This is a genomic window from Streptomyces sp. sk2.1, assembly GCF_008120935.1.
GTDB lineage: Bacteria > Actinomycetota > Actinomycetes > Streptomycetales > Streptomycetaceae > Streptomyces.
In genome coordinates this window covers 1-24754 of the sequence record NZ_RDBO01000124.1, presented here as the reverse complement: position 1 = coordinate 24754, position 24754 = coordinate 1, and the positions used below count along the sequence as shown (strand labels likewise).

Genomic DNA, 24754 nt, shown 5'->3' with positions numbered 1-24754 from the left:
TTGTTGACACCGCTTCGCGCGGAACGGCAGGATCAAGGGGCGCGCCGGGCCCCGCAAGGGCCTCGTCGCGCAATCGCCCACTGCCCGGAAACGGTGGCCGAGTACGCCGCGGGGGGCCGTACGCGACGGGCGGCGGGCGACCTGCGCCCGTGACGAACGCTCACGGGCGCCAGCCCGAGAAGAGGAAGCACGACTCCGCCGCACCGGGGCGGCCCATGCCCCCGGACACCCGCTCGATCGCCGCACGACATCGTTCCTTCGCATCTTCACGAGGGGAAAAGCGTTCATGGAAGATCGTTCAACGAGAATCGCATGTCGACCGGTCGGCCCCCGTGACGTCCTGTCGGACCTCACCGGGCTCTCCTTCGCCCGTCCCGGCGCGTCCGGCCTCACGGGCGCCTCCCACCTGGTGGAACAGCACCCCGCCAGGATGGCGCCGGAGAGCCCGGCGCCCGCCCCGGACCCGTTCCGGCGGCCCCAGCGGCACACGCCGCCCTGCGGCCTGACGGACCTGCCCCGGTATCTGAGCCCCGTCGTCGAGGCCCTCCTGTCGGGACAGACGGACGAAACGGCCAGCCGGAGGCTCGGCATCTCGCCGCGCACGTACAGCCGGCGCGTCGCGGAACTGCTCGAACACCTGGAGGTGAGCACCAGGTTCCAGGGGGGAGCCGAACTGATCCGCCGCTGCCAGCCGGGTTGCCCCCACAGGAAAGTGACCATCCCCCAGCCGAGGCGGACCGAGTAGGGCGCACGCACGGCGGGCCCGGACGCCATGCCCCCGGACCCGCCGGGGCCCGCCCCGGGACCAAGAAAGGGTGACTGTGGACTTCAGCCTTCTCTACTTCGTCAACCGCGAGACGGTGGATGCCTCGCGGGAGTACCAACTCCTCTTCGACACGGCGGAGTTCGCCGACCGGAACGGATTCACGGCGGTGTGGCTGCCCGAGCGGCACTTCCACCCCTTCGGCGGCGCGTATCCGAACCCCGCGCTCGCCGCCGCGGCACTCGCCGCGAGGACGCGCAGGGTGCGGCTGCGGGCCGGCAGCGTCGTCGTTCCGCTGCACGACCCGCTGTCGGTGGTCGAGGACTGGTCCTTCGTGGACAACGTCTCCCGCGGACGGGTCGACCTGGCCCTGGCCACCGGGTGGAACCCCGACGACTTCGCCCTGGCCCCGGAGCGCTACGCGACGCGCAGGGAGTACACGTTCGAGGCGCTGGACGAGATCAAGGACCTGTGGGCGGGAAAGAAGGTGAAGCGGCGCAACGGGCTCGGGGAGGAGGTGGAGCTCTCGACGTATCCCCGGCCGGTGCAGCCCGAGCCCCGCCTCTGGTTCACCTGCTCCTCGAACCCGGAATCGTTCGAGGAGGCGGGGGCCCGCGGCCTCAACGTCCTCACCGCCCTCCTCTTCCAGAGCACGGACGAACTGGCCGCGAGCATCGCGAGCTACCGGGCCGCCCGCGAGCGCAACGGGCACGATCCCGCCACCGGCGTCGTCACCCTGATGCTGCACACGTTCGTCGGGGAGAGCGACGCCGCCGCCAAGGAGCTGGTGCGGGGGCCCTTCACGGACTACCTCCTCTCCTCCATCGACCTGTGGAAGACGCGGTGGAGCGACCTCGGAAGGAGCCATCCGGGGCGGCTGGCGAAGGTGGCCTTCGAGCGCTACTTCCACCGGGCCGCGCTGTTCGGGTCCGTCGAGCGGTGCACGGCGTTCGCGCGCGACCTCCGGGCCGCCGGGGTGGACGAGATCGCCTCCCTGGTGGATTTCGGGGTCGCCGACTCCGATGTGCTCTCCATGCTCCCCCGCCTGGACGAGGTGCGGCTCAATCTGCGGACGGCCGCGGCGGGCACCCGGTCATAGCCGGTCCAGCACATCGGAGGAGACGGCGAGTTCGCGGTACGGTCCGGGGACGGAGCGCAGCGCGTCGTGCCGGCCGCGCTGCACGATGCGCCCGCCGTCGATGACGACGATCTCGTCCGCGTCCACCGCCGTCGCCACCCGGTGGGTGATCACGACCAGGGTGCAGCCCAGCTCGCGGATGCCCGCGACGACCCGCTCCTCGGTCAGCCGGTCCAGCGAACTCGTCGCCTCGTCGAGGATCAGGATCCGGGGGCGGCGGATCAGCGCCCGTGCCAGGGAGATGCGCTGCCGCTGGCCGCCGGACAGCCCGGCCCCGCCGGAGCCCAGCAGCGTCTCGTACGCCATCGGCATCCGCATGATGTCGTCGTGGATGTGCGCCACCCCGGCCGCCCACGCCAGATCGGCGTCCGTGGCCCCGGGCGCCCCCATCGTGATGTTCTGGCGTATCGACCCGGCGAAGACCCGCGCGTCCTGGTTGACGAAGGAGATGGACCGTCTGAGGGAGTCCCGGTCGATGTCGGAGAACGAGTCCGCGCCGATGAGGATCCGGCCCTCGTCCGGCGCGTACAGCCCGGCGAGGATCATGGCCAGCGTCGATTTGCCGCATCCGGAGGCCCCGAGCACGGCCACGAAACCGCGGGCCGGCACGACGAGGTCCATGTCCGACACGGCCGCCTCCGCCGCCCCCGGGTAGCCGAAGCCCACTCCTTCGAGGCGCAGGTCGGCCCGGTCCGAGAAGGGGGCGGTGCCCACCGCCCCGTGCCGCTGGTCCGGCTCCGCGTCGAGGATGTCGCCCAGGCGCGTCAGCGGGGCCTTGATCCCGGCGACCTGGAGCGCCGACAGCACCAGATTCGTCAGGGGCACGAAGACACCGACGGACAGGGACGTGAACGCCGTCATCGCCCCCAGCGTGAGATCGCCGTCCGCCACCCGGGTCGCGCCGACGGCCAGCACGCACAGGGGTGCCGCGAACTGCGTCGCGAGGACGAAGGACGAGACGAGGGTGAAGTGCCGGCGCCCCCTCGTCCGGGCGTTCAGCTCCTCCACCAGGGAGTTGGCCCACCGGTCCCCCATCACCTGGTCGAGACCGCCGCTCTTGACCGTGCCGATGCCCTCCAGCACCTCGTTCAGCTCGCTGTCGACCTGGGCCTGGCACTCCAGGGCGTCGGCGGAGAGGTAGACCTGCTGCCGCCACGCCAGGGCCAGGACCCCCGTCTGCAGCACGACGAGCCCCAGGACCCACAGGGCGGTGTCGAAATCCGCCACCATCAGCACGGCCAGGTAGGAGAGGACCAGCACGCCGTCGAAGGCCGCGGAGACCATGCTGTTGGTGAGCACGTTCCGCACGGCGCTGCTCGTTCTCACCCGCAGGGCCAGGTCGGCCGGGGCGCGCCTGGAGAAGAAGGCGTACGGCAGGGAGAGCAGCCGGTTGAAGATCCCGAGCGTCACCCGTTTCTCCGCGACGGTCTGCAGTTCGAGGATGACCGTTCCCCGCAGGAGCTGGAGCAGGAAGAAGGACACCGCCGACACCGCCACGGCCGCGACGGCCTGCGCGGGGCCCAGACTCCCCCCGAGCCCGCGGTTCTCGACGACATGGGCCGTGGCCAGCGGGGTCACCAGGCCGAAGAGCAGGATGCCCAGCGACATCAGGACCAGGTGGATCCACTTCCTCGACCGCGGGAAGAAATGGGCGAGGTGCCGCCAGGGGCTCCCGGGCCGGCCACCGCCGCCGCGGCGGCCGACCGCACCGGCGACCGGCGCCTCGAATTCGAGCGCCACGCCGGTGTACAGCCGGCCGACGTCCCGCATCCGCAGTCGCCGCCGCCCGTGGGCGGGATCGACGACGTAGACGTGGTCGCGCACGACGCGTTCGAGGACGACGAAGTGGTTGAACCTCCAGAACAGGATGCTGCCGGACGGGAGGCCGCGCAGTCCCTCCAGCGACGAGCGGACCCCGCGGCCCGGCAGCCCGTGGCTGCGGGCCGTGGTCAGGAGCCGCCGGGCGGACACCCCGTCGCGACCGCAGTCGGTGTCGATGCGCAGCTGCTCCAGGCCGACGTCGATGCCGTGGTGACGCAGTGTCATGAAGAGGCTGGCGGGGCCGCAGTCGCTCGTCTGCGACTGGAGCTGCACCGGCACCGCCCGTCGGCCGCGCAGGTTCGGCACCACTCGCAGATCGCGCCAGGAGGGCAGGGAGAGGCCGGGCCGTTCCACCGTCGTCCCCCACTCCCGGTCGGCCGCCCCGCTCTCACGCGCCTGCTGCCGGAATCGGGGGTCCCGCGCGCGGTCCGGATGGTCCGGGGCGCCGTGCCGCTCGTCTGCCAATGTCTTTCTTTCCCTGGGGAAGCTCTCGCGAGAGCCGCTTCGGCTTTCAGGACGGTGAGGAGGAGACCGAGATCCTGCCGGGCGCGAGGACCCCGGACGCGTGGGCGCCGAGGCTCAGCAGATGGTCGCGGAGGGAGTCCTCGGTCAGCCCCTCGCGCACGCCGACCTCGGCGCGCAGCCGCGTCCCGCCGGCTCCGCCGGTCTCGCGGAACACCGAGGCCGTCCTGACGAGGGGGTGCCGGAGCAGTGCCTCCGCCACCTTCGCCGGGTCCGCCGAGACGACGGTGGCCCCGCCGGCGTCCCGGAGCTCCACCGACTCCCCCGGCAGGTCCCGGGCGCCGCTCCGGGCCCAGTGGTCGGGGGAGGTGAGGTCCTCCCGGAGGGCCGCGACGAGATCGCCCGCGGTGTCGCCCGGGAACAGCCCGGAATCCAGGACGGCCTGGACGTCCAGCGCGTCCTCGAAGCTGAAGATCCGCAGCCCCACGCCCGGGAAGGAGTAGTCGACCCGGGCCCGGTGCTCGTCCCGTTCCAGCCGGGTGAACGAGCGACGGCTCATCCCCGACACCTTCCGGTAGTTGACGGTGAGGTCGTGCCGGCACCGGGCCCCCCACCGCTCGCTCTGCTCCGTCAGCGCCCTGTCGAGGAGTTCCGGACTTCCCGTCCGGTACATCGCGGTGGCGCGGAGCACGGCGGTTCCGACCTTCCTGGGGTATCTCCGCAGGTCGTCCGGGCCCGTGGGCCTGTCGATCACCACCGGGACGGCGACGACGTACATCCCGACGACATCGCGGTCCGCCGGGCCGCGCAGGTTCACCGGGATGGAGACCTTCAGCCGGTCCTGCCGGGTCACCCGGAAGACCGTCGTGGCGAAGGCGGCCAGGATCCAGTGGAACTCGGTGCACCCGTGCCGGTCGGCCGCCCGCCGCAGCGCGGCGAGTTCCTCCCCGGTGAGCGAGAAGTCGGACTTCCGGCTCGACGGGCCGGCGGCCTTTCGCGGCCCCGGGGAACCGGTCCGGAACTGGGTGACCGGGGGCACCCCGGAGAAATCGTGCTTCCTGACCCGGCGGGCCCGCTTCTCCAGGGCCGCGGCCTCGCGCAGCGCGGACTCCACGAACCGCCCGCGCGGCGGGCCCGAGGGGCGGCTTCCCCGCATGGTCTCCCGGTGGATGCGCATCAGGTCGCGCATGAGGATCTCGCTGCCGACGCCGTCGACCGCGGTGTGCGAGAAACCGGCGACGAACGCGTGGACCTCGGGGGCGTACCGCAGGAGCCGGAACCGGAAGGGCGGTGCGCCCGCCTCCCACTCCTTCGTCTGCTCGCTCGCCACCAGGTGCCGGACGTAGCGGTCGAACTGGTCCTCCGACCTGCTGAGGACCTGCTCGCAGGTGATCAGACGGGACCGGTCCGGCGGGTCCACGATCCGTTGCCGCAGCTCCCCGTCGGGACGCTCGAAGATCTCGGTGCGCAGGGCCTCGTGGCCGGCCACCAGGGTTTCGACGCCGTCGACGAACCGGCCGACGTCCAGGGCGCCCGGTATCCGGTACGACGACCAGATCGCCGTACGCAGTTCCGGGTTCTCCTTCGTCATGCGGTAGTGCTGCGACTGCCCGGAAGTCAGCGGGAACCCGTCCTGGTCATCGGCGCTCAATTCGACTCCCGTGGCCGTCGGATACGAGTGGCGGGAAAAGATATTGGGCGGTATGCGGACCATGGCTCCGCCCTCATACCGCCCAACTGATCAGTTCGGCGTCTTGCCGAACGGCACGACCGCGTCAGAACCGCCGACAACGTCGTCCAGCTCGACGTCGTCGAGAGCGCGGATATCCACCGTCTCGAATTCCTCGTTGCTCATCTTGGCACCTCCTCTCATTCAACTGACGCCGCTCAGCCAAGCAGCCGCCGCTGCGGCAATGCAAGATGATTCCGGAACTGGCGAAAACTTGTCAGAACGCATCCGGGGGCCGCATGGTAACGAGGGACCGGCCTCTTCGCGGAGCGGACCGGGCGATGGCGAGAACTTGCCATCCGCCTTTCACTCCCGGGAATCGGAAGCTAGCTTGTGCCCATTGTGAAGCCCCTGAACATTCCCTTCGGCAGAGTGTCCCCGACGCGCTGAGAAGGTGTCGCCGCCACGCGATTGGGACTCGATGATGAATAAGCACTCCGTCACACTCGCCCCCATCACCGGGAGCGACTGCGAGATCATTTCGCAGTGGACTTCCTCGAAAGCCTGGGTATACGCTTCCGGAATTCGGGCACACATGAGCCCGGCCGATGTCGAGAGTTTCTTCGGGCGTGTCGACGACGAGTTCCTTCTGGTGTGCACGGATGACGGCCAGGCGATCGGCGTCGTCAGCTGGAAGCAGACCGACACGCCGGGCAATTATGTCGTCGGATCGATGATCGGCGACTCCGAGATGTGGGGGGCCGGCTTCGGTCTGGAATCCGTGATCCATCTCGTGGGAATGCTGTTCGACTCGCGGAACGCCCATCGGGTGGAGTTCAACTGCGGCGTCTTCAACAAGGGCGCCGTGGAGAACTTCTGCTCCGGAATCATGAGGATCGAGGGCATCCTCCGGGATTACTACTTCCTGGACGGGCAGTATTACGACGCCCTCATCGGTTCCATACTCAGGGACGAATACTATGCGATGAGGGAACCGTCATCCATCGTTCCGTCCGACGAAAAGGCAGCGGCACGGCTCGTCCTCGAAGAGTTCATCAAAAAGAACCCGATAATTCCGCACGGCGGATCGGACGAGTGAGTTCTTCCCGATGAAGGAGACCCCAGGAATGCAAGAAATCGCCGATCCGGCCGGGTGCCTTCGGCAGATCTTCCCGGAGGGTGACATAGTCGCGGTCACCGACGACGCCCCGCTCGGCGCGGAGGCGGTCGGACACGGGCTGCGGTACGTGCCGCTCGACGACGTCGCCACCCTGCCGGCCGGCTCGAACGTGGTCCTCTTCCTCGGCCATCACCTCATCAGCAGGAGGATCCGGGTCCTCTTCAAGCACCACCGGGTCCTCGTCGTGCCCCTGGCCAGCTTCGACGGTGCCCCCGAGGCGGCCGGCTACACCCTGCGGATGACCCTGCTGACGGACTACCTCAAGGCCGCCGAGACCGCGACGTACTGGATCGACGGTCTTCGCGACGGGGCGAAGAAGGTCGTCTTCGGCCCCCTCGACGACCCCGGCGAGGACGCCGGCGTCACCCGTCTGGTGTGTTCGCTCGGCCCCTCCCTCACGGTGGACGCCTGGCCCCACGCGAAGATCGGGGTCGGCGACTGGGTGAGCATCGGCAGCTGCTGCGAGCTGTCCCTCACCAAGCAGCCCACCTCCGTCGGCGACGACTTCTTCAGCATGGAGGGGACCGTCCACGCCTCCGGCGTCCTGGCGGCGAAGGACCCCCGGTGCACCGAGGAGGGCGACGCCCGGGTCCGACGGGCCCACCGGCTCCGGGCGGAGATGACGGAACTCGGCTCGATCACCCTGTCGTTGAAGGACAACGTGCTCGTCGGCGCCCGCGCCGGGGGCAAGGACTTCACCGGGGAACTGCTCGACGTCACCAACCCGGACCACGGCCTCCAGGCCCTCGAACTGGGCATCGGGACCAACCTGGCGCTGCTGCCGCACGTGGACTGGCGCCACAACTCGCAGCTGAACGAGGGCGCGGGCGTCATGCACATCGGTTTCGGCGAAGGCATCACCGGGGCCCACATGGACTTCATCATCCCGGAAAGTGACCACCACTTTCTTCCCTGATCCCGGGTCGCGCATCCGCTCGGCCCGTCATGTTCCCACCGAGGAAAGGGGGTGTGAAATGCGGGACGTCAACGTTCAGTCTCAGTCCTGGAACCTCGACGAGGAGTTCGTCTCCGTCGACGAGGCGGAGGAGCTCGAGGAGTCTGAGAGCACCGCGTACAGCTTCAGCTACGCGCGAGTCTGATCAGTCGATCAAAAAACGGGGGCGACGTGAGCTCATGGGCTTCGCCGCCCCCGTTTCATCAAGGGCGAGAAAGAGACTCGTATGGCGAGCGACAACCGTCACATAGTGATTTCCGCGGACTGCCACGCGGGGGCCGACCTCAAGCAGTACCGGGACTACCTGGACCCCGCCTACGTCGAGGACTTCGACGACTGGGCGAAGAACTACGTGATCCCCTACGAGGACATGAAGGGGGCGAACGCCTCCCGGAACTGGGACTCGTCCCGGCGCCTGGGCGAGCTGGAATCCGACGGGATCGCGGCGGAGGTCATCTACCCCAACACGGTTCCGCCGTTCTTCGCCTCGTCCTCGCTGGCGAGCAGTCAGGGAGCGGTGGCCGGTGCGCGCGACCTGGAGTACCGCTGGGCCGGTCTCCGGGCGCACAACAGGTGGCTCCTGGAGTTCTGCCAGGACGCCCCCGGGCGCCGGGCCGGCGTGTTCCAGATCGTGCTGCACGACGTCGACGCGGCCGTGGCCGAGGTGAAGTGGGCCCGCGAGGCCGGTCTGACCGGTGGCGTCCTGCTGCCGGGCGCACCGCCCGGATCGGGTGTCCCCCCGCTCTACCACCACTCCTCCTACGACAAGCTGTGGGAGGTCTGCGCGGACCTCGGGGTCCCGGTCAACTGCCATGGCGGGGGCGCGGGTCCGCGCACCGGAACGACCGAGCTCGACGACATGTTCTTCCTCCTGGACCTGCGGTGGTGGGACATCAGCAGGTTCCGTCACCTGGTCCTGGGCGGTGTGCTGGAGCGGCACCCGGAGCTGAAGGTGGTCCTCACCGAGTCCGGCATCGGCTGGATCCCCCGGGAGCTGCGGAAGATGGACCTCGTCTTCGACTCCGTGCGCAGCAAGAGCGGCAACGCCGAGATGGCGTACGACGCCGACAGCGCGATCGACAACCTCTCCCTGCGGCCGAGCGAGTACTGGCACCGCCAGTGCTACGCGGGTGCCACCTTCATGCACCCCTCCGAGGTCGGTGTCCGGGAGCAGATCGGCGTCGACAAGATCCTGTGGGGAAGCGACTACCCGCACCTGGAGGCCTCGTACCCGTACTCCGGGGCCGCGATCCGGACGGCGCTCAAGGGCGTTCCGGTCACCGAGGCGGAGCAGATCCTCGCCGGGAACGCGGCGCGCATGTACGGCTTCGACCTGGACCACCTGCGCACCGTCGCCGGAGGCACGGGCCCCGGTCACGACGAGGTGTTCGAGGGCGTGGACCTCTCGGAACTCCCGGCCGACGCCGCGGGCTGCCCCGCGTTCGCCGGGCTCATGAGCGGTGCCTCGAAGACCCGCATGGGGGACAACCGCGGGGTCGGCAAGTAGGACGGCTCCGGGCCCGCGACCCCGCGCCGGGGCGGGGTGCGGCCCGGTGGGCGCCGGGGCGGGCCGGGCGCCGGGCCGGCAGATCATCCAGTGTGTGCGAGTGACCTGAGAAGTGGGGCGCTGTGACAGGCGGAAAAGCAGAACCGATCGCCGTCGTCGGAATGGCGGGCAGGTTCCCCGGCGCCGGTGACCTGGCCGGGTTCTGGAGCAATCTGCGGGCCGGCGTCGCGTCGCTGACCGAACTGACCGACCGGCAGCTGCGTGACTCCGGGGTGGCGGAGCAGTACCTGACGGACCCCGACTACGTCCGGATCGCCCCGCTGCTCGACGGCTTCGACCTCTTCGAACCCGCCCTGTTCGGCATCACCCCGCGCGAGGCCGAGGCCATGGACCCGCAGTTCCGGGTCCTGCTGGAGATCTGCCACACGGCCCTCCAGGACGCGGGGTACGACCCGGCCACCCACCCGGGCCGCATCGGCATGTACTCCGGCGCGCGGAGCAACGACTACCTCGGCTCCCACGTCCGCGCCAACCCGCAGTTCATGACGGCGCTCGGCGAGGCGCGCGCCCGCCTCGCCAACCACCCCGACTTCATGGCGACGAACGTCTCCTTCCGGCTGGGGCTGCGCGGCCCCTCCGTCCACAGCGTGACCGCCTGCTCGACCTCCCTCGTCACGGTGCACATGGCGTGCTCGGCCCTGCTGAACGACGAGTGCGACATGGCCCTCGCCGGCGGCGTGGAGATCCCCGTCCCGGCGACCGTCGGCTACCGGTACAGCGAGGGCGCGGGGTTCCTGGCCGCCGACGGGGTCGTCCGGCCCTTCGACGCCAAGGCGTCGGGGACCGTGTTCGGGGCCGGGGCCGGCGTCGTGGTCCTGAAGCGGCTGAGCCGGGCCGTCGCCGACCGGGACACCGTCCACGCCCTCGTCCTCGGCTCGGCGATCAACAACGACGGTTCCGGCAAGGCCGGTTACACGTCGCCGGACGAGAACGGCCAGGCCGAGGTCGTGGCGGCCGCCCTGCGCCGCGCGGACATCGATCCGCGGTCGGTCGGCTACGTCGAGGCACACGGCACGGGCACCCTGGTGGGCGACCCCATCGAGGTCGCGGCGCTCAACCGCGCCTACGGCGCCGGGCGTTCGGGCGGCCGGGACTGCGGCCTGGGCTCGGTCAAGGGGAACGTGGGACACCTCGGGGCGGCCGCCGGGATCTGCGGCCTGATCAAGGCCGTGCACATGGTGCGGGAGGGAATCGTCCCCGCCAGCCTGAACTTCGACCGGCCCAACCCCCGCATCGACTTCGACGGCGGCCCCTTCCACGTCGTGGCCGGGACGACGGCGTGGGAGGAGTCCCGCACCCCCCGCAGGGCGGGCGTGAGCTCCTTCGGGGTGGGCGGCACCAACGCGCACGTGATCCTGGAGCAGCCGCCCGCGGCCGCCCCCCGGCCGCCGTCGCGGCGCCCGTACCACCTGCTCCCCTTCTCGGCCCGCACGGCCACCGCCGTCGCGGCCCTGGAGGACCGGTTCGACACGTACCTGAGCGGGACCGGCGACTCCCTCGCCGACATCTCGTACACCCTCACCGAGGGCCGCGCCGACCACGCGCTGCGGCACGCCCTGGTGGTCGGCACGCGGGACGACGCCGCGCGGCAGGTGCGCGACCGGCGGCTGAGCGCCGCCGCGCACGCGGTTCCCCGCGGTCGCGCGCCGAAGCTCGCCTACGTGCTGCCCGGCCAGGGCTCCCAGTACCCGGGCATGGCGCGGGACCTCTACGCCCAGGAGCCCGGGTTCGCCGCCGCGATCGACCGGTGCGCGGACGTGCTCCGCGCGTCGCACGGACTGGACCTCGGAGAGGTCCTGTTCGCCGACGACGCGGACGCCCGCGACCGGATCGACCGCACGTCGGTCACCCAGCCGGCCCTCTTCTCGGTCGAGTACGCGCTCGCCTGCCTCCTGCGGTCCTGGGGCCTGGAGCCCGGCGCGATGCTGGGCCACAGCATCGGGGAGTACGTCGCGGCGGCCCTGGCGGGCGTGATGGAGGTCGACGACGCGCTGCGGCTGGTCGCCGACCGGGGGGCGCTGGTGGAGTCGCTGCCGTCCGGTTCCATGGCGGCGGTCTTCCTCCCGGAGGCCGAGCTCCGGCCCCTGCTGACCACCGGCGTGGACGTCGCGGCCGTCAACGCCCCGGGCATCTGCGTGGTCTCCGGCCCGACCGGGGCCGTCGAGGACCTGTGCGATTCCCTGTCCCGCCGGGGCGTCGGCACCACCCGGCTGCGCACCTCGCACGCCTTCCACTCCGGGATGATGGAGCCCGTCCTGGAGGAGTTCCGCGAGCGGGTCGACCGGGTGCGGCTCCGGCCGCCCGCGATCCCCTTCGTGTCGACCGTGACGGGCGACTGGATCACCGCGGACCAGGCCACGGACCCGGCGTACTGGACGCGCCACGTCCGCGCGTGCGTCCGGTTCTCGGACGCCGCGCGGGTGCTGCTCGCGGACGGCGGGTACGCCTTCGCGGAGGTCGGCCCCGGGCACGCCCTGACGAACCTGATCGCCGAGCTGGCGAAGGAGGAAACGGCACCGGCCGTGGTCGCCCCGCTGCTCGGCGGCGGCCGGGACGAACGGGACGACGCGCGGGTGCTGCTGGAGGGCATCGGCACGCTGTGGTCGCACGGCGTGCCCGTGCGGTGGGACCGCTACTGGTCCCACGAGGAACGCGGCCGGGTCCACGCCCCGACGTACCCCTACGACCGCGAACGGTTCTGGGTGGATCCCGCCGTGCCCGAGAGCGGTGCGGCGGACGCGCCCGCGGCCGGGGACGGCGGTCCGTTCCACGTCCCCACCTGGACCGAGACGGTGCTCCCGCCCGCACCCGACGCGAACGCCGCGGACGGGAACGGGACCGGTGGGAACGCCGCGGACGGGACCGACGCGTGGATCGTGTTCGCCCCGCCGGGCGACGCCACGGCCGCCGGACTGCTCCGGCTGGCCCGGGAGTCGTCCCGGGACGTCGTCGTCGTGAGCCCCGGCAGGGAGTTCTCGCGGACGGGGGACGGGCGCTACACCGTCCGCCCCCGGGAGGCGTCCGACCACGCACGGCTGATCACCGACGTCCTGGAGGCCGGGCACTCCCGGCTCCACGTCGTGCACGCCTGGCTCCTGGGGGACCGGCCCGCGCGCACGGAGCAGGCCACCGTCCGCGCCCTTCTCGACCAGGGTCTGTACAGCCTGTCCGCGGCGCTGGGGCAGTTCGCCGGCCGGGCTCTCGCGGACGGTTCGCGGTTCTCCGTCGTGACCCGCGGCATGCAGGACGTCCTCGGCACGGGCGACGTGCATCCGGTGAAGGCCGCCGTGCGCGGGCTGGTCAGGACCGCGCCCCGCGAGATGCCCTCCCTCGTGGTGCGGGGCATCGACGTCGGGACGGGGGACGCCGGCGTCGTCGCCGGCCAGCTGTTCCGGGAGCTCGTGTCGGGGGCGGGCGAACGGGAAGTGGCGTACCGCGGGCGCAAGCGGTGGAAGGCCGCCCACGCCCGGATCGAGCCGGCCGGCGGGGAGGGCGTGCCGGCCGTCCTGGAGGAGCGGGGCGTCTACCTCGTCACGGGCGGTCTCGGCGGCCTCGGCCTGGAGCTCGCCGCACAACTGGCGGAGCTCGTACGGGCCCGGCTGGTGCTGGTGGGACGGTCCGGACTGCCGCCCCGCGCGCAGTGGGCCCGGCTCGTCGAGGAATCCCCGGACGAGACGCTCGTCCGGCGCATCCGGGCGGTCCTCGCGATGGAGGAGGCCGGCGGCCAGGTGATGGTGTGCGCCGGCGACGTCGCGGACGAGGCGCGGATGCGCGCGATCCGCGCGGAGGTGATGCACGCCTTCGGCCGGGTGTCCGGCGTCTTCCACCTCGCGGGCGTCGCGGGGGGCGGTCTCATCGGGTTGCGTTCCCCGGAGGCGATCGACCGGGTCGTCGCGCCGAAGATCCACGGCACCTACGTCCTCGACCGCGTGTTCCGGCCCGGTCTCCTCGTGCTGTACTCGTCCATCGCGGCCGTCACCGGCGACTACGGCCAGTCCGACTACGCCGGGGCGAACGCCTTTCTCGACGCCTATGCCCAGACCCGATGGGGCACCGGCCGCCACGTGGTCTCGATCAACTGGCCGCAGTGGTCGGAGACCGGCATGGCCCTGCGCTCGAAGCACGTGCTGGATGCCTACGGCGAGGGCGCTCTCACCTCCGGCGAGGGCGCCGGAATCCTGCGTACGATCCTGGCGGCCCGCTCGGGTCCGCAGGTGATCGTGAGCCCCGGCGGGCTGCGCAGGCGCGCGCGGCAGGCGGACCGGGTCGCGACCGCGGCGGCCGGCGGCCCCGCGCTGCCCGCGGCCTCCCTCGGCAAGCGGCAGGTGGAGACGTCCTACGCCCCGCCGAGGAGCGATGTCGAGAAGGCGCTGGCCTCGCTGTGGCAGCAGGCGGTGGGCGTGGAACGGATCGGACTGGACGACGACTTCCAGGAGCTGGGCGGCAGTTCCATCGTCGCCGTCCGGCTGGTCCTGCGCATGTCGGAACTCTTCCGGGTGGAACTCTCCATGGCGGAGATCTTCCAGTGGCGCACCCTGCGCGCGACCGCCGCCGCCATCGAGGCCGTCATCGAGGCCCGGGACGGCCAGGGCGTGCGTTCCTGAGGAACCGTCCCGTCGTCACCGCGGCCCCCCGTCCGGGAGGGGCCGGAACAGAAGGGGCACGACCGCCGGGCCGGCGGTCGTGCCCCTTCGTCGTGCGCGTCCCCGCTCCGTCGTGCGCCGGCCCCGGGCCGGGGCCGGCGCCGGCCCTCCGCGCGTCCCGTGCGGGCGGCCGCCCGTCGCTCAGGCGCCCGTCCCCAGGAGGGCGTGCGCGCGGGCGGAGAGCGCGAGGCGGTCGGTCTTGCGGTTGGCGTTGAGCGGCAGCTCGTCGAGGTACTCGAAGTGCCGCGGAACCATGTAGCGGGGGAGGAAGGACCCCAGTTCCGCCAGGAGGACGGAGCTCGGGTGCTCCTCCCCCACGCAGAACGCCACCAGCCGGCCGGCCGCGGCCACCGCGACGGCCTCCCGCACCCCGGGCAGGCGGCGCAGCCCGGACTCGATCTCCGCCAGCTCCACCCGTACGCCGCCGATGCTGACCTGGTGGTCGCGCCGTCCGATGTAGGCCAGTTCGCCGCCCTCGACGTGCCGGACCAGGTCGCCCGTCCGGTACCAGCGCTCCCCGTCGTGCTCCACGAAGCGGTCGGCGTCGTCGGACGGGTCGAGGTAGCCGGGGAACATCTGGTCCCCGGTCACGCACAGTTCGCCGGTGCCGTCGCCGTCCTCGTCCGCGCCGAGCAGCAGGTACCGGTGGTCCGGGTGGATGGTCCCGATGGGGACGATGCCGTTCACCGCCCGCCCCGGCGACGTCCCCGGGTCGAAGCGGTGCGCGGTGCACGAGATGGTCAGCTCGGTCGGGCCGTAGAGGTTCTCCAGGCGTGAGCGCGGCGCGGCGTCCTGCCACTGGGCCGCGTCCGCCACCAGCAGGGGCTCGCCGCAGAACAGGCTCCACCGCAGGCTCGGGAAGGAGTCGGGCACCATGCCCCGGGCCTGGCGGGCCAGGGAGATCATCCGGGGGGTGGAGAACCAGACGGTGATGCCGTGCCTGGCGACGAACTCGGGGAGGGACACATAGGCGTGCGACGGCACGCTGACCACGGTGCCGCCGCTGCCCCATCCGACGAAGAGGTCGAACATGGCGAGGTCGAAGGTCAGGTCGTACGTCTGGGAGAACACGTCGTCGGAGGTGAAGGCGTACCGGTCGCGGATGTGGCGCAGGTACGCGACCACGCTCGCGTGCGGCACCGGCACGCCCTTGGGCCGCCCGCTGGACCCGGAGGTGAACAGGACGTACGCGATGTCCTCCGGCGAGGAGGGGACCGGTTCCGCCAGGGCGGGGCCGGCGGGTTCCGTCACCACGCCGACGCCGTCCAGCACGTCGTCCAGCGCGGCCAGGGACCGGCGGCCCCGCTCGTCGGCGACCAGGCCGTCGAGCGAGGCGGCGGTCACCATGTACCGGAGGCGTTCCGCCGGGAAGGCCGGGTTGAGCGGCACCACGGCCGCTCCGGTGTAGAGCGCGGCCAGCAGCCCCGCGTACGCGTCCTCGCTGCGGGCCGCGAGCACCCCCACGCGGCGCAGCGGCCGCGAGGCGGCCGACACCAGTCCGCCGGCGAGGGCCAGCGCGCGTTCGTGCAGGCGCCGGTACGTGACGCGCCGCGCGCCGATGCGCAACGCCTCGGCCCCCTCGTCCCGTTCGAGACTTCGCAGGAAGGCTTCGTGCAGCAGTCGCTGGGGGGATGATTGGTCCGTCGCCATCACGTCACTCCTAGATTCGGACACCGGTCATGCGCAGGCGGTCCGGCCGGACCGCCTCGACGAGGACCCAGCCCTGCCGTTCCCGGCCCGCGGTGTGGAGCAGGGCGCTCTCGCCCCGCCCGATCGCCCCGGATTCCAGGGCCGCGTACAGCTCCAGCCACGCGTCGCAGGGGCCCGCGCCGGAGAACCGGTGCGCGTACGGCCCGGTGTCCGGGGCCGGGGGCTCCCCCTCGCCGCAGGCCCGGATGCGCAGGGCGCCGGTGGGGGCGAGCCGCAGACCGACGGCGGCGAACGCCGGGTCCTCGGTCGTGTCGTCCACATAGGCCGGGTCGTCGACGACGACGACCGTCGCCCCGTCGCCCTCGGGGACCGCCCAGGCCAGCAGGTCGAACACGAGCGTGCCGCCCTGCTCCTCCAGGTGGCTGATGCCCACCTCGTCGCCGGGCCAGCCCGTGGTGTGGGCCGCGGCCGTCAGGGGGGCCACCATCGGGTCGAGCAGCGGGCCGGAGCGCACCAGGTAGAGCGTGTGCGGCCGGCCGGGCGGGGAGCCGAGCGCGGTCAGGGTCCGCTGGACGACGAGGAAGTCACCGGCGTCCGCGGGCTCGCCGTCCAGCGGCCGCCTCGCCCTGATCCGTTCCTCCGGCACCCCGCGCCGCTCGGCGACGAGGTGCGCGACCTGCCGTCGCTGGTGCGTGCGGTGCAGCTCGGCCGTCGGCCCGAGCCGGGGGCTCGAACGAACTGTGATCGCGAGGCGATCCACGTACAGCTTGGTCACGGTTCCGTGCTCTCCCCGGGCGGATTCCCGGTTATCGGGACGACTCCGGCGCCACTTCGACGATCACGACCTGGAAGTAGGCGCCCGGCCCGAGCGCGACGAGCGCCACCCGGTCGCCGGGGCCGAGCCGGCCGGTCGTGTCGGCGTGCTGGAGCGCGCAGAGCGCGTCGACTCCGTTGTTGTGGCCCCGCTCCGGCAGCAGGTCCAGGCAGATGCGTTCCTGCCGGATGCCGGTCTCCCGGCAGAAGTTGCGCCAGAACAGGGCGCTGGACAGGTCCGGCATGATCCAGTCGATGTCCGGGAAGCCGATGCCCGCCCGGTCCGTGGCCTCCCGCAGGGCGGTGGCCAGGTGGCCCACGCAGCTCCGGGAGAAGAGGGCCAGCTCCTTCGTCGTCATCCGCAGGCTCCGGTGGAAGCGGCCGTCCCGCAGCGCGCCGCCCGACAGGTAGCGGTACCGGGGGACGTCGTTCCCGTCCGGGCCGTGCACGACGACGGCCGCGGCGGCGTCGCCCGCGACCGTCACGCTCGGCACGATCCGTGCCGCGTCGGCGACGCTGCCGTGGTCCCCGCCGAGCACGAGGACCCGGTCGCCGGGGAGCGCGCCCGGCCGGGAGGGGTAGCGGCGGGCCATCTCCAGGGCGCGCAGCACGGAGACGCAGTTGATCTGGGACACCCCGTAGACCCCCGCCCCGGGCAGGCCGAGGGCGCCCCGCAGCCGCTGGGCGAACCCGGGGGCGCACGCGAAGTCCTGCACGCTCTGCGTGTGTCCGTACAGGACGACGTCGGCACCCCGCCCTCCGAGGGCGTCGCGGGCGGCCCCGACGAGGAGGTCCTCCATGGACTCGTCGGGGGCCAGGGTGGGGCTGTCGCGCAGGCCGTGGAACTTCGCGAACATCCGTCGCTCCAGCGGGCTGGAACCGGCCCGCTCCAGGATGCGGTCCACTCGTTCGACGCCCCGGGGAAGGCGTACGGAGACGCGGGAGAACCCGACCGCCGCGGGCCCGACCGTCCCGGGTCCGGGGTCCGGCGGCGGCGGGGTGGGGGTCATGCGGGCCTCCCCGGGGCGCGGCACGGCATCAGCCCCGGGCCGGGCCGGCGAGACCGGACGCGACGTAGTCGGCCAGCGTGCCGACCGTTTCGAAGATCTCCGGTTCCAGCGCCTCCGGGTCGACCTCCAGCCCGACCGAGTCCTCCAGGGTCAGCAGCAGCTCCAGCACACCGGACGAGTCCACGGCGAGGTCCGCGAAGAGGGAGGTGTCCTCGGACACCTCGGCCACCTCGCGGCCCAGCGCCGTTTCCAGGGCCACCCGTATCTGTTCGACGATGTCCGTACGTTCCAAGGGAGTTCGCCCCTCCATAGGGTGTGAGCTGCTTCAGCGGGTCGGTGGCTCCGCCGCCGGGCGGTCCGCCGGCCCGCGGGGGTCCAGGGGTTACGGGACGGCCTTGGCGGAGTCCCAGACCGTCCGGGATTCCAGGTCGCCGGACATCACGAGCTCCTGCCACATGGCCCTGCGCCGGGGTTTGCCGCTCGTCGTGCGCCGCAGCGTGCCGTGCGGCACGAGCAGGACCACCACCCGCAGCCCCGGCAGCCGGGCCGCCACGGAGCGCCCCGTCCCGGACGCCTCGTCCGCGGTGCAGTCCTCCATGACGACGACGGCCGCGTTGGCCCCCGACAGCGAGCCGAGGAGGGCGACGGTCCGCTGCGGTCTGGGGGACGCCGCGGCGGCCAGGCCCTGGACGTCCTCGGCGAACAGCCAGCGCCCGTTCTCCTTGACGCCGTCCCCGGCACGGCCCACCACGTACAGCTCGTCGTCGACCACGAATCCCATGTCCCCGGTGCGGTGCCGGTCGCCGAAGGCGGTGAGGCCGCCCTTCCGGTACCCCGTCGCGAGCGAGTACCCGCGTACGGCGATCTCGCCGAACACGCCCTCGGGGAGCGGGTCGCCGTCGGCGTCCAGGACGTCCACGCCGATCCCGGGCAGGGGCGTGCCGCAGGAGACGATCCGGGTGGCCGAGGGCTCGCCGACGGCGGCGACCGGTACCGGCTTGCCCATCTCCAGGGCGCCCGTGTCCACCAGCCGGGTGCGGATCTCGCGGGGGTCGGGTCTGAGGCCCGTCACGGCGAGGGTCGCCTCGGCCATGCCGTAGGCGGGCAGGAGGGTGCCGTGGGACAGGCCGGAGGGGGCGAGGAGCCGGTGGAACGCGTCCAGGACGTCCGGGTCGATCCGCTCGGCGCCGACGATCACGCTCCGCACGCGGCTGAGGTCGAGGCCCGCCAGCTGTTCCGGACGCACCCGCCGCAGGATGTGGCCCAGCGAGAACGCGGCGACGGCACACGCCGTTCCGCCGCTCCCGGACATCTCCTGGAGCCATCGCAGCGGGTGGCCGATGAACTCCTGCGGCGTCATGTACGACGCCGAGATCCCGCCGGCCAGGGGCATCAGCAGACAGCCCACGAGTCCCATGTCGTGGTAGAAGGGCAGCCACGACACCACCCGGGAGTCCCGGTCGACGGACAGCCACTCGTGGATGCCGAAAACATGGGCGTTCAGCGCCGACCACGGAAGCTGCACCCCGCGGGGATCGCTGGTCGAACCCGAGCTGAACTGGATCAGCGCGACCTCGGGCAGCTCGGACGCGCCGTCGTCCAGCGGCCCGTCCGGCGCCTCGGCCAGCACCCGGCAGCCGAGCGGGCCGGCGACGCCCTCCAGGAGCGCCGCGTGGTCGGCCGTGGCCAGGAGGGCGGCGGGACGCACCGCGTCGATCGCGCTCCGCAGGCGGCCCACCATCGCGTCGGGGCCGGCCGGCGCCACGATCGCGGGGGTCGCCCCGGCGTGGAGGATCCCGTAGAGGGAGGTGACGAACCCGATCGTGTTCTGCCCGAGGAGGAGGACCACGTCCCCGGAGCCGATGCCCGCGCGGCGGAGCCGGTGGGCGTTGCGGCGCACCTGTTCCGCCATGTCGGTGTAGGAGTGCGAGGTCCAGGTCCCGTGTCCGTCGGAGAAGCGCAGACCGCGCTCCGCCGGAGGTGCCTCCAGCCAGGACAGCATGTGCGGGGTCGGCGTCGTCACGAGGTCCTCGCTCTCGGCGGAAGCGTACGGAGGAGTTCGAGTTGTTCCAGGTGGGCGCGGACGCTCGGGGTCAGGAGGCCCACCTTCGCCAGCGAGGTCACGATCTTCGTGAACATCAGCCGCCGGAAGTCGATCATCTTCGGGTCCCGCAAGGCGTAGTTGGTGCCCGCCTCCACGTCCACGTCCAGCCGGTCCCAGACCTCCTCCAGCCGGAACCTGCGGGACATGAGCAGCGCCGCCTCCTTGACGAACTCCTCCCGTTCGGCGCGCTCGCGGGAGGTGAGCTCCCCGTAGATCTCCTGGAGCGCCAGGAGGCCGAACGCCACGTGCCGGGCCTCGTCCTTGGCCACGAGCCGGGTGAGTTCGGCGATGACCGGATCGAACGACCGGGTGTGTTCGAGCCTGAAGGCGGCCAGGGCCAGTCCCTCGACGATGATCTGCATGCCGAGGAAGACGATGTCCCAGCGGCTCTCGGCCACCACCGTGTCCAGCATCCGCTTGAGGGACGGATTGACGGCGTAGCTGTTGCCGAGCAGCTCGACATAGCGCGCGTACGCCTCGACGTGGCGTGCCTCGTCGGTGACCTGGGCGGCCGCGAACATCTTGGTGTCCATGTCGGGGGCCATCGCGACGAGCCGGCTCGTCGCGAGCAGGGCACCCTGCTCACCGTGCAGGAACTGGCTGGTCATCCAGGAGTGGAACTCCCAGTGGAAGGCGCCCCACCGCTCCTGCGGCACCGGGCAGTCCTCGCTCCGGCCCAGGGGCGACTGGGCGTGGAGGGGGTCGGTCCCGCTCCGTACGCCGACACCGGCGTCCCAGTCGATGTCGGTGACGGCGTTCCACTGGGCCGCCTTGCCCCTCTCGTACAGGTCCCGCAGGCGTTCGTCCGTGGTTCCGTAGTCCCATACGAACCGCGCGTCGGCGCCGCCCGTCTCCGCCGGATCACCGGCGACCGTCACACCCGGCATCCCCTCGGGCCCTTTCTCGTGTTCCGTCTCGATGTCGCGGGACCCGCCGGGCGGAGGACGGCCCCTTCCGCGCGGGTCGCCCCACGGTCCGCTCCGGTCATTCCGACCGGGTCGGGACGAGCTCTCCGACCCGGTCGACATCGCTCTGCGACGGAACCCTGGCCCGCCCCCGGGAAATCATGTCCAGGGTGAAGTCCTCCAGGTCGCCCACGGTCTCCATGAAGGGCGCCTCCTCGACGACCAACGACTCGAAACCGAAGAGCTCCTCCAGGAGGAACGTGAGTTCCACCTGCCGGACCGAGTCGTATCCCAGCTCGTCCCTGAGAATCAGATCGGCTCGTACGCCGGAGGAGGCCGGCAGCGGGGAGAGCTCGCCCACGAATTTCCTGACGAGACCTCGGACCGTTTCGACCGTGCCGGAATCCAGGCTCTCGTCCCGCTTTTCCTCTGAACTGCTCATCCCGAATGCCTCTTTCCCCGTCCGCACGTGCCCGTGGCCACGGCCCGATTCGAAGGGCAGGGGCACCGGAAGGCGCCCGGATTCCCGAATTCGGTTCCGTCCAAGAAGATCGCACCAGGATTATCGGGCGCCCCTGCGGGACGGGGAAGCGCGATGGCGAGTAATCGCCATCGCGCTTCCCCGGGCCCTCACAAGAATTACTGTGACTCCACTTCGACCCCGTCCGGAGGCACGGGGGAACGGGACGCGCGGACCCTGCTTCCGGAGCCCGGCCGATGCCTCCGGAGCCCGGCCGGTCGAACCCCGTTCCGGAGCCCGGCCGACCGGAATGCCCGCAACGAGTCGTGAGTTGGTGGACCGCCTTGCTTCGCCTGCAGACCACGGAGCCGCGCCGCCTGATGTCGCTGGCCCGTACGGCACCCGACCACCCCGTGCTCAGCGTGGAGGACGCGGCCGGGCAGTGGACCGTCCACACGGCCGGCGAGCTGTACGAGCGGGTCGCGGCGACGGCCGGGCACGCACTGGCCGCCGGTCTGGAGCCGGGGCGGCACACCCTGGTCGCGCTGCCCAACGGCGAGGGGCTCGTCCGGGCCGTCCTGGCGTCGTGGATGCTCGGCTGCACGCCGGTGATCGTTCCGCCGGGGGCGACGGAGCCGGAGCGGCGGGCCCTCTTCGCGGGGCCGGGCCCGGTGGCCGAGGAGGCGTTCTCGTGGAGCGGGGCCGAACTCGCCGCCGCGCTGGAGCCGGACGCGTCCCGGCCGGTGTTCTCGCCCCGGGGCCTGGAGCCGGGCATCACCTGGTACCTGCCGACCGGCGGCACCACGGGACTGCCCGCCCTGTTCCCGGTCACCCCGCGGCCGAGCACGGCCCTCACCGGCGCCCGCCGGCTCATGCGGAGCTCCGGCTGGTCCCCCGGTGCCGTACAGCTCTCCATCGGTCCGCTCACCCACGCGGCACCGCTCATGATGTGCATGGCCGGCATCGGGGGCGGCGCCCACGTGGTGATGCCGCGGCGGCTCGATCCGGTCTCGCTGAGGTCCGCGATCGAACGCTTCGCCCCCACATGGTGTCAGCTGACACCCCATCAAATGGCTTTGATCGATGCGAACCAGGGCCTCTGGGACGCTCTGTGCCGGTCGCTCACCGGGATGCTGCACACCTCCGCGCCCTGCCCGCAGGAGGTGAAGCGGCGGTGGATCGCACGGCTCGGGGGCGATCGGGTGCACGAGACGTACAGCTCCACCCAGGCGGTGGGCACGACGATCTGCGACGGCGACGAGTGGCTGGCGCACCCGGGCACCGTGGGCAGGCCCTTCCTGTCCAACCAGGTGCTGATAGCCGACGGGGAGGGCCGGCCGCTGCCGCCGGGCGCGGTCGGCGAGGTGTTCATGCGGAGCGAGTGGACCGAGGTGTCCGCGGGCGACGGCCCCCGGCGGCTGCGCGGGGACGACGGCGACTTCCTCGGCATCGGCGACCTCGGGTACACGGACGACGACGGCTATCTGTACCTGACGGGCCGCCTCGACGACATCGTCCTGGTGGGCGGGGCGAACGTCAGCACGCGCGAGGTCGAGGGCGTGCTGCTGACCCACCCCGGCGTCTCCGAGGCCGTGGTCGTCACGCGCCCCGACCCGCTGCTGGGCGACGTCCTCCACGCGGTGGTCGTCCCGTCCGGACCCGGGGACCCGCCCGACGCCGAGGGGGTGCGGGAGCACTGCCGCGGCAGGCTCTCCCCGTACAAGATCCCCCTGACGGTCGACGTCGTCGAAGCGCTGCCGCGCTCCCATTCCGGAAAAGTGGAGCGGTTCCTGCGCACCTGAACCGCCCGGACCTCGTCCGGCGCAGATGAAGAACCACAGAGGAGACGGGAACCCATGCCGACCGAGCGCACACACGTGGACGGGAAAGTGCTGTCCACACTCCTGGACCTCGCCCACGAGGTGCTCGGGATCGAATGCGATCCGCAGAGCAACTTCTTCGAGTACGGCGATTCGCTGGCGGCCACGCACATGTGCTCCCTGGCCGCCGGCCGGCACGGCTGGAGCATCACCGCCCGGGACGTCTTCGCGTGGGAGTCGTTCGCCCTCCTGGCCGGCGCGATCGAGCGGGACGGGGGCGGGGACGGCCAGGAGGCCCGTCGGGCGGAAGGGGGCGCGTGAGAATCGGCGTGGACGTCCTCGAAAGGGCCCGGTTCGAGCGCATAGCCGCGAAGGACCGATGGGTCCGCGCGCTCTTCACGGAGCGGGAACTCGAACCCGTCGGCGCCTACGGGCCCGAGCGGACCATCGAGTACCTGGCGGGAAGGTTCAGCGCCAAGGAGGCCGTCGCGAAGGTGCTCGGCGTCGGCCTCATGGGGAGGGTGAAGTGGCGCGACGTCGAGGTGCTGCGCTCGTCGCCCGGCGGGGAACCCCGTGTGCTGCTGCACCGTTTCGCCCGCGTCCGGGCCGAGGAACTCGGCTTCGGCGCGGTGGAGGTCTCCATCTCCCACCAGCCGACCGTGGTCGTCGCCTTCGCCGTCGGGGAACGCGCGTGCGCGTGCGACGGGCACGCGGCGCCCTGACCCCGCCCCGGGCCGGGCCGCGACATCCGGCGGAACGGCCCGCGGCGGCCGAATTGGCGACTTGTTGCCAGCACCGGTTCCCGTACGGGCCGGAATACCTATAGTTCCGACGGTGATCGCTTTCGGATCGGGTGCGACGTTGGAGAAAAGGTGACGAAACTCTTCAGGGAACTCGGAGACCGAATACTCGCCTCTCTCTCCGGCCCGGTCATCCAGCTCCAGAAGCGCCTCAACCTCTGGTTCCGGAAAACAGCGGGCGGAAACACGCGCCCGGTCGTGTTCGACATCGACGAGACCATTCCGGAACTCCGCGTGCTGGACCGTGCGTTCCACGAGATCCGGAGCGAATTCCTGAAGGCGGCCGAGAACGTGGCCGTGATGCCGACCTTCCATGAACTCGACCCGCTCCAGCGCCACATCTCCGCGACCACGCCCCACGACTGGCGGATGTTCTACCTGTACGCCATGGGGGAGGTCGCCGAGAAGAACGCCGGCCTGTGCCCCGGGACGATCGCGGCGCTCAAGCGGGTGCCCAACCTGTTCCAGGCGAGCTTCTCCGTCCTGGACCCGGGCAAGTCGGTTCCCGCCCACGAGGGCCCCTACTACGGGTACCTCCGGTACCACCTCGCCATCGAGGTGCCGACGGACGATCCCCCGTGCATCAGGATCCGCGACGTCTTCCACACCTGGCGGGCCGGGGGCAGTCTGCTCTTCGACGACAGCTGGGACCACGAGGTGATCAACACGTCCGCGCAGCGGAGAGTCGTACTGATCGTGGACGTCCTGCGCCCGATGCCCGGACCGCAGCACATGGTCAATCGCTTCTTCACCTTCGTCACCCGCTTCTTCTACGGCCGGCCGGTCATGCGGCGCCTCGCGGAGAGGACGGCCGCCGCCGCCTGAGGCGCGTACGGGCGACGCCCGGTTCCCCCGAGGACCGGGACGCGCGCGCCCGCCCACCACCGGGCGTCGCCCGTACGCGCCTCAGGCGGCGGCGGCCGTCCTCTCCGCGAGGCGCCGCATGACCGGCCGGCCGTAGAAGAAGCGGGTGACGAAGGTGAAGAAGCGATTG

General features: G+C 71.9%; 20 protein-coding genes. 11 read left to right on the top strand and 9 right to left on the bottom strand.

What is annotated here, in order from left to right; genetic code table 11:
* The first annotated feature begins 286 nt into the window (after positions 1-286).
* Entirely contained in the window at positions 287-745 is a 459-nt protein-coding gene (locus tag EAO76_RS47045; protein ID WP_262376184.1) for a hypothetical protein, read from the top strand.
* A 76-nt stretch (positions 746-821) separates the two neighbouring features.
* Complete coding sequence (locus tag EAO76_RS41185; RefSeq protein ID WP_187439013.1) at positions 822-1862, top strand: MupA/Atu3671 family FMN-dependent luciferase-like monooxygenase; 1041 nt, start codon at positions 822-824, stop codon at positions 1860-1862.
* Here the strand turns inward: EAO76_RS41185 and EAO76_RS41180 are convergent.
* Together EAO76_RS41180 and EAO76_RS41175 are read right to left on the bottom strand one after the other, a co-directional pair.
* A complete protein-coding gene (locus EAO76_RS41180; protein ID WP_148841365.1) occupies positions 1857-4187 on the bottom strand; it encodes a peptidase domain-containing ABC transporter in 2331 nt (776 codons plus the stop codon). The two genes, EAO76_RS41185 and EAO76_RS41180, sit on opposite strands and share 6 nt — an antisense overlap.
* Before the next feature lie 46 nt (positions 4188-4233).
* Entirely contained in the window at positions 4234-5835 is a 1602-nt protein-coding gene (locus tag EAO76_RS41175) for a condensation domain-containing protein (RefSeq protein WP_187439012.1), read from the bottom strand.
* 499 nt (positions 5836-6334) lie between these two features.
* Between EAO76_RS41175 and EAO76_RS41170 the strand changes: the two genes are divergently transcribed.
* From EAO76_RS41170 to EAO76_RS41155, 5 genes are all read left to right on the top strand, one after another.
* The gene (locus EAO76_RS41170) at positions 6335-6952 is read left to right on the top strand and encodes a GNAT family N-acetyltransferase (RefSeq protein ID WP_148841363.1); all 618 of its coding nucleotides are present in this window, start codon (positions 6335-6337) and stop codon (positions 6950-6952) included.
* Between the two features lie 28 nt (positions 6953-6980).
* Positions 6981-7949, top strand: coding sequence for a hypothetical protein (locus EAO76_RS41165; RefSeq protein WP_148841362.1), 969 nt, complete (start codon positions 6981-6983; stop codon positions 7947-7949).
* Positions 7950-8007: 58 nt separating this feature from the next.
* Positions 8008-8133 (top strand): hypothetical protein, encoded by a 126-nt coding sequence (locus EAO76_RS47040; RefSeq protein WP_262376183.1) that lies wholly within the window; start codon positions 8008-8010, stop codon positions 8131-8133.
* Between the two features lie 81 nt (positions 8134-8214).
* Entirely contained in the window at positions 8215-9495 is a 1281-nt protein-coding gene (locus EAO76_RS41160; protein WP_148841361.1) for an amidohydrolase family protein, read from the top strand.
* 122 nt (positions 9496-9617) lie between these two features.
* On the top strand, positions 9618-14159 hold the full coding sequence (locus EAO76_RS41155) for a type I polyketide synthase (RefSeq protein WP_148841360.1): 4542 nt from the start codon (positions 9618-9620) through the stop codon (positions 14157-14159).
* A 180-nt stretch (positions 14160-14339) separates the two neighbouring features.
* Here the strand turns inward: EAO76_RS41155 and EAO76_RS41150 are convergent, their stop codons facing one another.
* From EAO76_RS41150 to EAO76_RS41120, 7 genes are all read right to left on the bottom strand, one after another.
* Entirely contained in the window at positions 14340-15848 is a 1509-nt protein-coding gene (locus tag EAO76_RS41150; protein WP_148841359.1) for an amino acid adenylation domain-containing protein, read from the bottom strand.
* Between the two features lie 10 nt (positions 15849-15858).
* A complete protein-coding gene (locus tag EAO76_RS41145; RefSeq protein WP_148841358.1) occupies positions 15859-16623 on the bottom strand; it encodes a hypothetical protein in 765 nt (254 codons plus the stop codon).
* Positions 16624-16654: 31 nt separating this feature from the next.
* Complete coding sequence (locus EAO76_RS41140; RefSeq protein WP_148841357.1) at positions 16655-17671, bottom strand: 3-oxoacyl-[acyl-carrier-protein] synthase III C-terminal domain-containing protein; 1017 nt, start codon at positions 17669-17671, stop codon at positions 16655-16657.
* A 28-nt stretch (positions 17672-17699) separates the two neighbouring features.
* Positions 17700-17963, bottom strand: a complete 264-nt coding sequence (locus tag EAO76_RS41135; RefSeq protein ID WP_222872259.1) for an acyl carrier protein — start codon at positions 17961-17963, stop codon at positions 17700-17702.
* Positions 17964-18053: 90 nt separating this feature from the next.
* On the bottom strand, positions 18054-19694 hold the full coding sequence (locus EAO76_RS41130; protein ID WP_148841355.1) for an AMP-binding protein: 1641 nt from the start codon (positions 19692-19694) through the stop codon (positions 18054-18056).
* Positions 19691-20662, bottom strand: coding sequence for a ferritin-like domain-containing protein (locus tag EAO76_RS41125; RefSeq protein WP_148841354.1), 972 nt, complete (start codon positions 20660-20662; stop codon positions 19691-19693). Before EAO76_RS41125 ends, EAO76_RS41130 begins: the two co-directional genes overlap by 4 nt.
* A 97-nt stretch (positions 20663-20759) precedes the next feature.
* Positions 20760-21122, bottom strand: a complete 363-nt coding sequence (locus EAO76_RS41120; RefSeq protein ID WP_148841353.1) for an acyl carrier protein — start codon at positions 21120-21122, stop codon at positions 20760-20762.
* A gap of 362 nt (positions 21123-21484) precedes the next feature.
* Here EAO76_RS41120 and EAO76_RS41115 point away from each other — a divergent pair, with 362 nt between their 5' ends.
* The 4 genes from EAO76_RS41115 to EAO76_RS41100 all read left to right on the top strand — a co-directional run bounded on the left by EAO76_RS41115 (position 21485) and on the right by EAO76_RS41100 (position 24585).
* A complete protein-coding gene (locus EAO76_RS41115) occupies positions 21485-22942 on the top strand; it encodes an AMP-binding protein (protein WP_187439010.1) in 1458 nt (485 codons plus the stop codon).
* 54 nt (positions 22943-22996) lie between these two features.
* Positions 22997-23281 (top strand): acyl carrier protein, encoded by a 285-nt coding sequence (locus EAO76_RS41110; protein WP_148841351.1) that lies wholly within the window; start codon positions 22997-22999, stop codon positions 23279-23281.
* Complete coding sequence (locus EAO76_RS41105) at positions 23278-23682, top strand: holo-ACP synthase (RefSeq protein ID WP_148841350.1); 405 nt, start codon at positions 23278-23280, stop codon at positions 23680-23682. Before EAO76_RS41110 ends, EAO76_RS41105 begins: the two co-directional genes overlap by 4 nt.
* 150 nt (positions 23683-23832) lie before the next feature.
* The gene (locus EAO76_RS41100; RefSeq protein WP_187439009.1) at positions 23833-24585 is read left to right on the top strand and encodes an aspartyl/asparaginyl beta-hydroxylase domain-containing protein; all 753 of its coding nucleotides are present in this window, start codon (positions 23833-23835) and stop codon (positions 24583-24585) included.
* The last annotated feature ends 169 nt before the right edge of the window (positions 24586-24754 follow it).

What these genes read in the sequence shown, in the direction of transcription:
- EAO76_RS41140 (WP_148841357.1), bottom strand. Translation starts at nt 17,671, where the DNA reads ATGACCCCCACCCCGCCGCCGCCGGACCCCGGACCCGGGACGGTCGGG.
- EAO76_RS41150 (WP_148841359.1), bottom strand. Translation starts at nt 15,848, where the DNA reads ATGGCGACGGACCAATCATCCCCCCAGCGACTGCTGCACGAAGCCTTC.
- EAO76_RS47040 (WP_262376183.1), top strand. Translation starts at nt 8,008, where the DNA reads ATGCGGGACGTCAACGTTCAGTCTCAGTCCTGGAACCTCGACGAGGAG.
- EAO76_RS41125 (WP_148841354.1), bottom strand. Translation starts at nt 20,662, where the DNA reads ATGCCGGGTGTGACGGTCGCCGGTGATCCGGCGGAGACGGGCGGCGCC.
- EAO76_RS41110 (WP_148841351.1), top strand. Translation starts at nt 22,997, where the DNA reads ATGCCGACCGAGCGCACACACGTGGACGGGAAAGTGCTGTCCACACTC.
- EAO76_RS41170 (WP_148841363.1), top strand. Translation starts at nt 6,335, where the DNA reads ATGATGAATAAGCACTCCGTCACACTCGCCCCCATCACCGGGAGCGAC.
- EAO76_RS41120 (WP_148841353.1), bottom strand. Translation starts at nt 21,122, where the DNA reads ATGAGCAGTTCAGAGGAAAAGCGGGACGAGAGCCTGGATTCCGGCACG.
- EAO76_RS41165 (WP_148841362.1), top strand. Translation starts at nt 6,981, where the DNA reads ATGCAAGAAATCGCCGATCCGGCCGGGTGCCTTCGGCAGATCTTCCCG.
- EAO76_RS41160 (WP_148841361.1), top strand. Translation starts at nt 8,215, where the DNA reads ATGGCGAGCGACAACCGTCACATAGTGATTTCCGCGGACTGCCACGCG.
- EAO76_RS47045 (WP_262376184.1), top strand. Translation starts at nt 287, where the DNA reads ATGGAAGATCGTTCAACGAGAATCGCATGTCGACCGGTCGGCCCCCGT.